The organism is Rhizobium sp. C104, assembly GCF_022354505.1.
Lineage (GTDB): Bacteria > Pseudomonadota > Alphaproteobacteria > Rhizobiales > Rhizobiaceae > Rhizobium > Rhizobium redzepovicii.
Genome location: NZ_CP092350.1, coordinates 447,589 through 461,420, shown reverse-complemented (window position 1 = coordinate 461,420; position 13,832 = coordinate 447,589). Strand labels below are relative to the sequence as shown.

4 protein-coding genes and 2 pseudogenes are annotated in these 13,832 nt (G+C 64.6%); 5 read left to right on the top strand and 1 reads right to left on the bottom strand.

The window, feature by feature from the left end:
• Window positions 1-152: 152 nt before the first annotated feature.
• The 5 genes and pseudogenes from MF410_RS26600 (at window position 153) to cueR (ending at window position 13,514) form a co-directional block, all read left to right on the top strand.
• A pseudogene (locus MF410_RS26600) lies at window positions 153-5,621 on the top strand (alpha-2-macroglobulin family protein).
• A pseudogene (pbpC, locus tag MF410_RS26595) lies at window positions 5,618-7,698 on the top strand (penicillin-binding protein 1C). Before MF410_RS26600 ends, pbpC begins: the two co-directional pseudogenes overlap by 4 nt.
• 162 nt (window positions 7,699-7,860) lie before the next feature.
• On the top strand, window positions 7,861-10,470 hold the full coding sequence (treY, locus tag MF410_RS26590; RefSeq protein WP_222134852.1) for a malto-oligosyltrehalose synthase: 2,610 nt from the start codon (window positions 7,861-7,863) through the stop codon (window positions 10,468-10,470).
• 119 nt (window positions 10,471-10,589) lie between these two features.
• The gene (locus MF410_RS26585; RefSeq protein ID WP_222134851.1) at window positions 10,590-13,115 is read left to right on the top strand and encodes a heavy metal translocating P-type ATPase; all 2,526 of its coding nucleotides are present in this window, start codon (window positions 10,590-10,592) and stop codon (window positions 13,113-13,115) included.
• Between the two features lie 9 nt (window positions 13,116-13,124).
• Entirely contained in the window at window positions 13,125-13,514 is a 390-nt protein-coding gene (gene cueR / locus MF410_RS26580; RefSeq protein WP_097625667.1) for a Cu(I)-responsive transcriptional regulator, read from the top strand.
• Window positions 13,515-13,542: 28 nt separating this feature from the next.
• Here cueR and MF410_RS26575 read toward each other — a convergent pair whose 3' ends face one another.
• On the bottom strand, window positions 13,543-13,824 hold the full coding sequence (locus MF410_RS26575; protein ID WP_183777855.1) for a hypothetical protein: 282 nt from the start codon (window positions 13,822-13,824) through the stop codon (window positions 13,543-13,545).
• Window positions 13,825-13,832: the final 8 nt, after the last annotated feature.

Genomic DNA, 13,832 nt, shown 5'->3' with positions numbered 1-13,832 from the left:
GCCGCAAATCACAAGGCGATCACTCACGCCGATGTGACAGCCAGACGAAAGCGTCTGTGTGAAGTTGAAACAGCCTACAACCTGAGTTGACAATCCCGTGAGGAGTGAGGAGAGTGCCGCCGGTTAGAGCCTGCATTTCCGGGGGGAACCTTATGTCCGTGCGCTCGTTCTTCGCTTTCGCGACAATCGCATTTTCCATGATCGCCGTCAGTTTTCCCGCAGCCGCTGCGGACACCAAGCGCGACATCCAGACGATCAAGGACGCCGATTTCTTCGGCTTCGATCTTCGCACCGAGCAGAACGTCTCGCTCGATCAGTGCAAGACCTCCTGCATCGGCGATAAGAGCTGCAAGGCCTTCACCTACAATCCCAAGGTGAAATGGTGTTTCCTGAAATCCGATTTCAAGACGATGAACGCCTTCCCCGGCGCCATCGCCGGCAAGATCGTCGAAACCGCCGCCCAGAAGGAGCCGGACCTCGGCGCCGCGCCGCGCCTGACCTTCCTGACCAACGACCTGATCCAGCAGGCCCACGACTTCAAGGACAATCTCGAGCTGACCGACGACCAGCAGGGCCAAGGCGCTGACAGCCTGACCGCCAATGCCCGTCTCGACCTCACCGCCAACAATCTGGCCGACGCGCTCAAGTCCTTCCATGGCGCGCTGTCGATCACTCCTGACGACGCCGATCTTTGGCTCGAAACCGCCCGCGCCGCAGCTTCGCTCGGCACCGCCGAGAGCGGTACGAGCGGCCAGGCCGTGCTCGACGCGCTGAACGGCTACGAGCTGACGCGCACCAAACCCAAGCGCGCCGAAGCGCTCGCCGTCCTCGCCGACGCCCTGGACCGAAACGCCAATTACCGCCCGGCGCTCGACGCCTACAAGGCGAGCTTGGCGCTGGTTGCCTCCGACGATGTGCAGGCGGCCTATCTGCAGCTGAAATCGACGCAAGGATTCCGCATCACCGAACACACGGTCGATGCCGACAGCGCCACGCCGCGGGCCTGCGTCACCTTCTCCGAGGCACTCGTCAAGACCACCGACTACACGCCCTTCGTGACGCTGAACGGCGCCGCCCCCAAGGCGCTCGAAACCAAGGACAAGCAGATTTGCGTCGAGGGGCTGACCCATGGCGAGACCTACAAGATCGCCTTCCGCACCGGCTTGCCGTCATCCGTCGATGAGGCGCTCGAAGCACCGGTCAGCATCGACGTCTATATCAAGGACCGCAGCCAGATGGTGCGCTTCACCGGCGACAGCTTCGTGCTGCCCTCGACGGCACGCCGCGGCATTCCGATCGTCTCGGTCAACCTGGCCTCGGCCAACCTCAAGCTCTACCGCATCGGCGATCGCGCCATCGCGCCGCTGCTGACCAATTCGCAGTTCCTGAGCCAGCTCGACGGCTACAGCGCCCAGAACATCCAGGATCAGAACGGCGAACTCGTCTGGCAGGGTTCGATCGACATCGCCAACGAGCTCAACAAGGATATCGTCACCAGCTTCCCGGTCGACGAGGCGCTGCCCGAGCGCAAGCCCGGTATCTACGTCATGACGGCAACCGGCCCGAACGGACCGACGCAGGAGTGGGATTCACAGGCGACGCAGTGGTTCCTTGTTTCCGATATCGGCATCACCACCTATGCCGGTACCGACGGGCTCAATGTCTTTACCCGTTCGCTCGCATCGGCAAAGCCGATATCGGGCGTCGAGCTGCAGCTGCTCGCCAAGAACAACGAAGTGCTCGGCACCGCGACCACAGACGAAAACGGCCGCGCCACCTTCACCGCCGGCCTGATCCGCGGCACGGCGGCGCTGACGCCCGCCGTCATAACCGCCAAGAACGGCACCTCGGACTACGTCTTCCTCGACATGACGCGGGCCGGCTTCGACCTCTCCGACCGCGGCGTCACCGGCCGCGCCGCACCCGGCGCGATCGACGTCCTGACCTTCACCGAACGCGGCATCTACCGCGCCGGCGAGACGGTGCATGCGCAGGCGCTTGCCCGCGACACCGACGGCAACGCCATCGAGAACCTGCCGCTCACCTTCATCTTCAGCCGACCCGACGGGGTCGAAGACCGGCGGATCGTCAGCCAGACCAGCAATCTCGGTGGTTACAGCATCGATTTCCCGACCCAGGAAAATGCCATGCGTGGCACCTGGACGATGAACATCTATACCGATCCCAAGGGCAGCGCGATCGCCAGCAAGAGTTTCCTGGTCGACGATTTCGTGCCGGATCGCACCGACATGGAAATCAAGACCGAGGCCAAGGAAATCGGCCCGGATACGCCGGCGACGATCAATATTTCCGGCAAATATCTCTATGGCGCCCCGGCCGCCGGCCTGACGCTTGAAGGCAATGTCGTCGTCAAGCCGACCCGCGAGAGCGCCGCCTACAAGGGCTTCCTCTTCGGGCTTGCCGACGAGGAGGCGAGCGAGGATTCGCGCCTGCCGATCGACGGCCTGCCGGAACTCGACGAGAACGGCGAAGCCTCGACCGATCTGACCGTCGGCGACCTGCCGGCAACGACGCAGCTGCTCAACGCCACCGTCTATATCAGCATGCAGGAGGCTGGCGGCCGCGCCATCGAGCGTTCGCTGACCCTTCCGGTGAAGAATGAGCGCGCTTCGATCGGCATCAAGCCGGAATTTTCCAGCGATCTGCCCGAGAATTCGATCGCCAACTTCACGGTGATCGGCGTCAATGCCGATGGACAGAAGCAGGAGGCCAAAGGCCTGCGCTGGAAATTCTACAGCCTCAACCGCGAGTACCAATGGTATCGCGAGGGGACGGCATGGAAATACGAGCCGGTCTATACCGCCGAGCAGATCGCCAATGGCGGCGTCGACGCGACGACGGACGGCGGCAAGATCTCCGTGCCGGTGAAATGGGGCCGCTATCGCCTCGAAGTGGAAAGCCCGGATGCCGACGGCCCGACCTCCAGCGTCGAATTCGACGCCGGCTGGTTCGTGGCCTCGACCTCGACCGAAACACCGGACGGGCTGGAAATCGCCCTCGACAAGGACAGCTACAAGATCGGCGACACCGCCAAGCTGAAAGTCACCTCGCGCTATCGCGGTGAGCTGATGGTCATGGCCGGAACCGAAAAACTGGTCGCGGTGCAAAATGCGACGATGGGCGAGACCGGCGGCGAGGTCGACATCCCCGTCACCGCGGATTGGGGGCCGGCGCCTATGTGACCGCGACGCTCTTCCGCCCCGGCGACGCCCAGGACAGCCACATGCCGATGCGTTCGATCGGCATCAAATGGCTGAAGGTCGATCCCGAGCAGCGGGCGCTGCAGGTCAAGCTCGACACGCCGGAAAAGATGCTGCCGCGCGGACCGCTCAACATCGGCCTGCAGGTGGCGGGCGCCGGCGCCAATGAAGATGCCTATGTCACGGTTGCCGCCGTCGATGTCGGCATTCTCAACCTGACGCGCTATGAACCGCCGAACCCGGAGGATTGGTATTTCGGCCAGCGTCAGCTCGGCCTGGAAATCCGCGACCTCTATGGCCGGCTGATCGACGGCTCGCTGGGTGCGACCGGCAAGCTTAGAACCGGCGGCGACGGCGGCGCCATTGCGCTGCAGGCGAGCCCGCCGACGCAGAAGCTCGTCGCCTTCTTCTCCGGACCGGTGAAGCTCGACGCCGAAGGCAAGGCCAATGTCTCCTTCGACATTCCGCAATTCAACGGCACGGCGCGTGTGATGGCTGTGGCATGGTCGAAGACCGGTGTCGGCCACGGCGTCAAGGACGTTATCATCCGCGATCCCATCGTCGTCACCGCGAGCCTGCCGAAATTCCTCGCCCCCGGCGACAAGGCCAATCTGCGCCTCGACATCGCCAACACCGATGCACCGGCCGGCGACTACAAGCTGCAGCTGACCGGCAATGACGCGGTCGGCATCGACCAAGCCTCCGCCGCCCAGACGATCCGTCTCGAAGCCGGGGCGAAATCCGAGCTGACGCTGCCGCTCATCGGCAAACAGCCGGGCGCCGGCAGCGTCTCGATCAACCTCTCCGACTCCTCCGGCCTCTCGCTCGACCAGACCGTCGACGTGCCGGTGCGTCCGTCATCCCTGCCGATCACCGAACGCAGGGTACTGGCGCTGAAACCCGGCGCCAAGCTCACCGTCGACAAGAACCTGCTTGCCGACAGCGTGCTGCCCGGCGCCTCGATCAGCGTCAACGTCACCCGTTCGGCCGCCTTCGACATTCCCGCCCTGCTGATGACGCTCGATCGCTATCCCCTCGGCTGCGCCGAGCAGACCACCAGCCGGGCGCTGCCGCTGCTCTATCTCGCCGAAGTGGCCAAGCAGGCCGGCATTGAAAATGACGACGATGTGCACAAGCGCGTGCAGGACGCGATCTACCGCGTCCTCTCCTACCAGGCTTCGGCCGGCAGCTTCGGCCTCTGGGGACCGGATTCGGGCGACGTCTGGCTCGATTCCTACGTCACCGATTTCCTGACGCGGGCCCGCGAAATGAAATATGACGTGCCGGAAAAGGCCTTCGTGCAGGCGCTCGAAAACCTGCAGAACACCCTCTCCTACACCACCGACATCAAGGGCCAGGGCGACCAGATCGCCTATGCCATCTATGTGCTTGCCCGCAACAAGAAGGCGGCGATCAGCGATCTGCGTTACTACGCCGATACGATGATCAACGATTTCCCGACGCCGCTTGCCAAGGCGCATATCGCCGCCGCACTGGCGCTCTACGGCGACGCCCAGCGTTCGAAGAACATCTTCGTCGACGCGCTGCAGATGTCGCAGCAATCGATGGTGTCGCGAGTGAACCTGTCGCGCACCGACTACGGCACCATCCTGCGCGATGGCGCGGCGATCCTGGCGCTCGCTGCGGAAAGCCGGCCGGTGCCGCCCGTCATCCCGGATCTTGCCAAGGCCGTCGCCAAGGAATGGAGTTCGCAGCAAATACAAGAGCACCCAGGAAGAGACCTGGATGCTGCTTGCCGCACGCGCCATTCAGGGCGGCGATGACGGGTTGAAGGTCGACGTCAACGGCGCCGCCCATACCGGCGCCTATATGGCCCGCATGAGCGGCGATGCACTCGCCGACCATCCGCTGACGCTGACCAACCAGACGAGCGACGCGGTCTCGGCTGTCGTCACCACCGTAGCCGCCCCGACGGTGCCTCTGCCGGCCGGCGGCGACGGCTTCATTATCGAGCGCAGCTATTACACGCTCGACGGCGAAGAGGCGAATGTCAGCGAAGCCAGGCAGAACGAACGCTACGTCGTCGTCATCCATGTGCGCGAGACCAACGACTGGCCGTCGCGCATCGTCGTCACCGACCTTCTGCCGGCCGGTTTCGAGATCGACAATCCGAACCTGGTCGATAGCGCCCAGATGACGAATTTCGATTGGATCGGCGAGATAGCGGCCGCCCATACCGAATTCCGTTACGACCGCTTCGTCGCTGCCTTCAACCGCGCCCAGGGCGACGAGCGCGAATTCAACGTCGCCTATGTCGTGCGCGCCGTCACCCCCGGCACCTACGACCATCCGGCCGCCAGCGTCGAGGACATGTACCGGCCGGAGCTTTCGGCCCGTACCGCGACCGGCAAGATGGAGGTCGTGGCAGCACAACAATGAGGCTGTGGCGCAAGATCGCGATCGGGTCCGCCGCCGGCATCCTTCTTGCCGGCGCGGCCCTCTTCGCGCTCGACGCCGCCGACACGGCCTTTCCGCCGCCGCTCGATAAGGCGAACCTGGTCTCCGCCGAGGTGCTGGATGCCGACGGCCAATTGCTGCGCGCCTTCGCGACCTCGGAAGGCCGCTGGCGGCTGAAGACTGGAGTCGCCGACGTCGATCCGCAATTCCTGCGCATGCTGATCGCCTATGAAGACCAGCGTTTTTACGATCACGGCGGCGTCGACGCCTGGGCGCTTGGGCGCGCGAGCCTGCAATTCATCCGCAACGGCCGCATCGTTTCCGGCGCTTCGACACTGTCGATGCAGGTGGCGCGGCTCATTGAGCCGCGGGCGGGACGATCGCTTTCGGCAAAACTGCTGCAGCTCGCACGCGCCGTGCAGATCGAGCGGCGGCTGTCGAAGGAGCAGATCCTCGACCTCTATCTCACCCATGCGCCCTATGGCGGCAATCTCGAAGGCGTGCGCGCCGCAAGCCTTGCCTATTTCGGCAAGGAGCCGCGGCGCCTGACCGTCGCCGAGGCCGCCCTGCTCGTCGCCTTGCCGCAATTGCCCGAACGGCGCCGGCCGGACCGCAATCTCCAGGCGGCGCATGAGGCGCGCAAGCGCGTGCTTGAGCGCGTCGCCGTGGCTGAGGCCGTCGGCGACGGCGAAGCGGCGCGGGCCGAGATTGTCGCCATCCCGTCGCGGCGCATGCAATTGCCGGCACTGGCCGCCCATGTCGGCGAAGCGGCTCTGCGCAAGGAGCCTTCGGTCCTCAAACATCAGACGACCTTGAAGAAGCAGGTGCAGCAGGGGCTGGAGGCAGTCGCCCGGGCAGCGGCGATGAAACTCGGGCCGAAGCTTTCGCTCGCCATGGTGATGGCGGATGCCCAGACCGGCGCGATCGTCGGCGAGGTCGGCTCCGCCGATTATTTCGACGCCAGCCGCTCCGGTTGGATCGACATGACGCGCGTCAACCGCTCGCCCGGCTCGACGCTGAAGCCCTTCATCTACGGGCTCGCCTTCGAGCAGGGTCTCGTCTCTCAGGAGACGATCATCGAGGACCGGCCGGCCGATTTCTTCGGTTACCGGCCGCGCAATTTCGACATGAGCTATCAAGGCGACGTCACCGTCCGTGAGGCCTTGCAGCTCTCCTTGAATGTGCCGGCCGTCAAACTGCTCGACGCCGTCGGACCGTCGCGGCTGCTGGTGCGCTTCCGCCGCGCCGAGGTGCGGCCGGCTTTGCCGCCGAACGAGACGCCGGGGCTGGCGATCGGTCTTGGTGGCGTTGGGCTCACGCTGAAGGATCTGGTGCAGCTCTATACGGCGCTCGCCAATCGCGGCCAGCCGGCAAGGCTCGGCGACGGCATCACCGGAACGCCTGATAAGCTCGACGGCGAACCGCTTTTGGAGCCGGTGGCGGTCTGGAATATCGCCGATATTCTTTCCGGCGTCATTCCCCCACCGGCGCGCCGCAGCGCGGCATCGCCTACAAGACCGGCACGAGCTACGGCTATCGCGACGCCTGGTCGGTCGGCTATGACGGACGTTATGTCCTCGGCGTCTGGGTCGGACGGCCCGACAACAGCGCCGTGCCTGGTTTGACCGGCTATGGCACCGCCGCACCCATCCTGTTCGAAGGTTTCGCCAAGTCCGGCATCGCGACAACGCCGCTGCCCCGACCGCCCGCCGGCGCCGTGCGCATCGCCCAGTCCGAGCTGCCGATCAGCCAGCGGCGGTTTGCGCTGAATGCCCGCGGCCTGCTTGTCGCCTCCGGCCGCGAAGCCGCGCCTCAGATCGTCTATCCGCCCGAGGGTGCTCATATCGATCTCGGGGCAGGCGCAGGCGACCTGTCGCCGCTGATGCTGAAGCTGCAGGGCGGCCGCGCCCCCTTCCGTTGGCTTGCCAACGGCAAGCCGCTGCCCGATCTCTCGCGCCGGCGCACGCAGCAGTGGCTTCCGGATGGCGGCGGCTACTCGAAACTGACCGTTATCGACTCGGCCGGACGCGCCGCAAGCGTGGGCGTTTTCATCGACTAGCATCGGCCCGAAAATCGGAATCGCTTTTCGGAAAGCACGATGCGTAGATTCAAAAATGTTACAGCGTCCTTTGCGCGTCTCAAAAGACGCGCGGCGCTGTAAGGGAACCAAACCCCCGGTACAACCGTTGGAAAGGGTCTCCCTCCAACGTCAGACGGCCTCATGACACTTCCGACCGCGACCTACCGGATACAATTCCGCAACGGCATGACCTTCGATCGTGCCTGCGGCCTCATTCCCTACCTCAAGACCCTCGGCATCAGCCACCTCTACGCCTCACCGATCTTCACCGCCGTTAACGGCTCGACCCACGGCTATGACGTCACCGATGCCAACGACATCGATCCGGCGCTCGGCGGCCGGGCGGGGTTCGAACGGCTGACGGAAAGCCTTGCCGCGGCGGGCATGGGCCTCATCCTCGATATTGTTCCGAACCACATGGCCGCCTCGCCGGAAAACGGCTGGTGGCGCGACGTGCTGGCATTCGGCCCGCAGAGCGCCTATGCCGGCCACTTCGACATCGACTGGAGCGAGCCGCTGACCCTGCCGCAGCTCGGCCAGGATTTCGAGGCGGCACTTGCCGCCGGCGAGCTGCGGATCGTGCTCGACGAAACGCGCGGCAATTTCGCCTTCGCCTATTTCGAAACGCTGCTGCCGCTCAACCCCAGCAGTTACGGCGCGATCGCAAACCGACTCGACGATCCGGTGGCAACGAGAATGGCGGAGGCTGCGGCCATAACGTCCGGCGAGGACATTGTCCGCACCATGCGCGACATCCTCTTCGAAGGCGGCGACCGGGCGGTGCTCAGGCAGAAGCTCGAGGACATCTCCGCCGATCGCGACTTCGTCAAAGGCCTGCATGAGGCACAGTACTGGCGGCTCACCCATTGGAAGGAAGCGGCCCGGCATTTGAGTTATCGCCGTTTTTTCGAGGTCACCGGGCTTGTGGGAACCCGGGTCGAAAATCCCTCCGTGTTCGAGGACATGCACCGGCTGACGATCGAGCTGGTGCACCATGGCAAGGTGCAGGGCCTGCGCATCGACCATGTCGACGGGCTCGCCGAACCCAAGGCCTATCTCGACCGGCTCAGGGACGCGGTTGGGCCGGACACCTATATCGTCGTGGAAAAGATCCTCGGGGGCGGCGAAGCGCTGCCGGAGAGCTGGCCGGTCTCGGGCACCACGGGATATGAATTCATCGCGGCACTCAGCGAACTCTTCGTCGACGGCAGCGGCCTGCGCAGATTGGATGATGCCTATCGCAGCCTCGCCGGCGAGACCGGCGATCTCGAGGAAGGCCGGCGGCTTGCCAAGCGGCTGATGGTCGAGCGCAACTTCGCCGGCGAGACCAGCAGGCTGGCAGCGATCGCGGTGGGGATCTTTCCCGAGATAAACAGAGACGAGATCGCCACGGCGCTGACCGAGCTGCTGATCGCCTTCCCGGTCTACCGCACCTATGGCGACGGCGGTCCGCTCGCCTGGCAGGATTCAGCCGTCCTTGCCGCAACCGCATCGCAAGCCATGGCCCGGCTCGATGATCGGCGGGCCCTTGATCATGTGCTGCGGCTTCTCGAAGGCAAGGTCGACGGTGATGCGGCCCATGAGTTCCGCATCCGCTTTCAGCAATTGAGCGGGCCGGTGATGGCGAAAGCGACTGAGGATACGCTGTTCTATCGCTATAACCGGTTGCTTGCCGCAAACGAAGTCGGCGGTGAACCCGGCAAGGCGCCGGATGGCCCGGAGGGTTTTCATCGCCGCATGGCCGACCGGGCACGGCTGCAGCCGCACGGGCTGTCGGCAAGCGCCACTCATGACACCAAACGCGGCGAGGATGCGCGCGCCAGGCTTTATGCGCTGAGCGAGGGCGCGGATGTTTTCGCGCAGGCGGTGGCGCGCTGGCGTGAGATGAACCGGCCATGGCTGACGGAGCTGCCGGATGGAGCAGCACCGGAGCCGAATGTCGAATGGATGCTCTATCAGGCGTTGGCCGGCATCTGGCCGGAGGATTTCGGCCGAGCTCAGACGGCCGAGCTTGCCGAGCGCTTTACCGATTACGCGGTCAAGGCGGTGCGCGAGGCGAAACTCCACACCGGCTGGATCGAACAGGATGCCGCTTACGAAGACGCGGTGAAGGCCTATGCGGCGGCGCTGATTTCACCCGAGAACGACGCCTTCCTCGAGGATTTCGAAAGGGTGCTGCAGCCCTTCATCGCCGCCGGTTACCTTAACAGCCTGTCGCAAACGCTCCTCAAGCTGACGGCGCCCGGCATTCCCGACATCTACCAGGGCTCGGAGGGTTTCGATTTCAGCCTCGTCGATCCCGACAACCGCCGGCCGGCCGATCATGAACGGCTCACCGCCTGGCTCACTGAAGCTGGGCCGATCGCCAAGCTTCAGGCGGCCGCGTTGAAGCAGCGCATCGTCGCGATCGGCCTGCAGCTGCGCCAGCGGCACCCGGCACTCTTTGCCAGGGGTGACTATCTGCCGCTGAAAGTGACGGGCAGCCGGCGCGAGCACCTGCTGGCGTTTGCCCGGGTGCACAAGGACAATTTCGCGATCGTCGCCGCACCCCGGCTGATGTTCGGCTGGCTCGACCCCGGCGTGCTCTTTGCCGGCCCGGAATTCTGGGAGGATACGGCGATCGCCGTCCCCTCCCCTCTCCATGGGCTGAAGGCGGATCTGGTGACCGGCAAGACGATCGAACCCGGCGGCAGCATTGCGGTCGCCGCCCTGCTCGGCAGCCAGCCGGTCGGATTGATCAGCCCGATCTGAGGATCGGGCGACAGAGCGCCGGCTTCAAAAAATGGGCCTTGTCAAAATTAGCGCTTGACCTTCCAGTTGCTGGAAGGTGGATAAGCATCTCCAACTGCCCCAGGGCATAGGAGATAGTCATGAATATCAAACACGACCACGATCACCATCACGGTCACATCCTTGATGACACTCACAGCTGTTGCAGCCATGGCCCGGAAAAGACTGCCGGCGTCATGACCCGCGATCCGGTCTGCGGCATGACCGTTGATCCGGAGGTCGGCAAGTCATCGCTCGATCACGCCGGCCGTCTCTATCATTTCTGCTCCGAGGGCTGCCGGACGAAATTTGCGGCCGCGCCGCAGGATTACCTGACGGCAAAGGATCCCGTCTGCGGCATGACCGTCGATCGCTCGACGGCGAAACATTTTCTGAAAGTCGAGGGCGAGAAATTCTACTTCTGCTCGGCCGCTTGCCGGACAAAATTCGAAGCCGATCCCTCCGCCTATCGCGACGGCAACCGCCCGGCGGCAAAGCCGGCGCCGAAGGACACGCTGTATACCTGCCCGATGCACCCGGAGGTCGTCAGCGACCGGCCTGGCGACTGCCCGAAATGCGGCATGGCGCTGGAGCCGATGGGCATTCCGCCAGCCGGCGAAGGCCCAAACCCGGAACTTGTCGACTTCACCAGACGGCTTTGGGTCAGCGCCATCCTGGCTCTGCCGCTGCTCGCCCTCGGCATGGGACCGATGCTCGGCCTGCCGCTCCGCGAAGCGATCGGCGAACCGCAGGCGAGTTACATCGAGCTGTTGCTGGCAACGCCTGTGGTGCTGTGGGCGGCCCTGCCCTTCTTCCGGCGTGCATGGGCGTCCGTCGTCAACGGCAGCCCGAATATGTGGACGCTGATCGGTCTCGGCGTCGGCACCGCCTATGTCTACAGCCTCGTCGCCACGCTCGCGCCAGGGATCTTCCCGATGAGCTTTCGAGGCCATGGCGCCGCCGTACCGATCTATTTCGAGGCGGCCGCCGTCATCGTCGCTCTCGTATTCGTCGGCCAGGTGCTGGAATTGAAGGCACGCGAGCGCACCGGTTCGGCGATCCGCGCGCTGCTCGATCTCGCGCCGAAGACGGCACGCCGCATTGGTGCCGATGGCAGCGAGAGTGACGTGCCGGTGGACGAGATTGAGACCGGCGACCGGCTGCGCGTGCGCCCGGGCGAGCGTGTGCCGGTGGATGGCTCCGTCCTCGAGGGCCAGTCGACCGTCGACGAATCGATGATTACAGGCGAGCCTCTGCCCGTGGAGAAGTCGAAAGGCGACGGACTGACCGGCGGCACGATCAACAAGAACGGCGCGCTCGTCATGTCGGCCGAGAAGGTCGGCGCCGACACGGTGCTGTCGCGCATCGTCGACATGGTCGCCAAGGCGCAGCGCTCGCGGGCGCCGATCCAGGGGGCGGTCGACCGGGTGTCGGCCTTCTTCGTGCCGGCGGTCGTCGCCGCGGCCATCCTTGCCTTCATCGTCTGGGCAGCGGTCGGACCTGAGCCGAGCCTTGCCAATGCGCTGCTGGCCGCCGTCGCCGTTCTGATCATCGCCTGCCCCTGCGCACTCGGTCTTGCCACACCGATGTCGATCATGATCGCGACGGGGCGCGGCGCTGGAGAAGGCGTGCTGATCAAGGACGCCGAAGCACTGGAGCGTTTCTCCAAGGTCGATACGCTGATCGTTGACAAAACAGGCACGCTGACCGAGGGAAAGCCGAAGCTTACCGACATCGTCGCCTTCGGTGGAACCGACGAAAACCGGCTGCTGTCGCTGGCCGCCAGCCTGGAGCGCGGCTCCGAACATCCGCTGGCCGAAGCGATCGTTTCCGGCGCCGAGGAGCGCGGCGTCGCCTTCGTCGAGGTCACCGGCTTCGAGGCAAAGACCGGCAAGGGCGTTCAGGGTCTTGCCGGCGACACGATGGTGGCGCTCGGCAATGCGGCGATGCTCGCCGATCTCGGCATCGATGCTTCGGCGCTTGCCGAGAAGACCGAAGCCCTGCGCGGCGATGGCAAGACGGTGATGTTCGTGGTGGTCGACAGCGCGCTTGCCGGTCTCGTCGCCGTTGCCGACCGGATCAAGCCGACCACTCAAGCCGCTATCAAGGCGCTGCACGACAGCGGTCTGAAGATCATCATGGCAACGGGCGACAATGAGCGCACGGCGCGGGCGGTGGCAAAAAGCCTGGGGATCGACGAGGTCCGCGCCGACATGCTGCCGGAGGGCAAGAGCGCGCTGATCGACGAACTGCGCTCCAAGGGCGCCGTCATCGCCATGGCCGGAGACGGCGTCAACGACGCGCCGGCGCTCGCTGCTGCCGATGTCGGCATCGCCATGGGCACCGGCGCCGACGTGGCGATGGAAAGCGCCGGCATTACCCTGGTGAAGGGCGATCTCACCGGCATCGTCAGGGCGCGGCGGCTGGCCGAGGCGACGATGCGCAACATCCGCCAGAATCTCGGCTTCGCCTTCGGCTACAACGCGCTCGGGGTGCCGGTCGCAGCCGGTGTGCTCTATCCGATCTTCGGGCTGCTGCTATCGCCGATGATCGCGGCAGCGGCGATGAGCCTCTCATCGGTCTCGGTGATTTCAAATGCGCTGAGACTGCGCTTTGCAAAATTATAGGAGATGGCGATGAATATCGGCGAAGCATCCGAGCAGTCCGGCCTGCCTTCAAAGACCATCCGCTATTACGAGGATATCGGCCTGATCCGCCCCGAAAGGGGCGGAAACGGCTACCGCGACTATGCCGCGACCGACATTCACAAGCTGCGCTTCCTGCAGCGCTCGCGCGGTCTCGGCTTTTCCGTCGAGGAATGCCGGCAGTTGCTGGCGCTCTATGAGGACAAAAGCCGGGCAAGCGCCGACGTCAAGGATATCGCCGAGACCAAGCTTGCCGAGATCGACCGCAAAATCCGCGAACTCTCGCAACTGCGCCGCACGCTGGAGCATCTTGTGCATGCGTGCCACGGCAATGACAGGCCGGACTGTCCGATCCTCGAAGGACTTTCGGACGGCGGCTGACCATGTTGGGAAACGCAGATGGCGCTGTTCAGGAAAGCTGCGGCATGTTCTGATTGGCTGCCAGCGCCGATGGAGCTCCCTCTCCCTCGCCGTCATCCAGCCGATGTTTGATCGCAAGCGCGTAGATCACGTCGAGAATATTGCGGTCTCTCAGATGGGGATCGATCAAGGCGAGAAGCGAGGCCCGGACGATCTTCTTGCTGGTGGCGTTTGGACAACGCGCTTTGACGAAATCATAGAGCGCCTGATCCGTCAGCCCTTCCATGGCGCCGTCTACGAGAGCTTCGTAGACCCGCTTCTTATCTTTCATTCTTTATT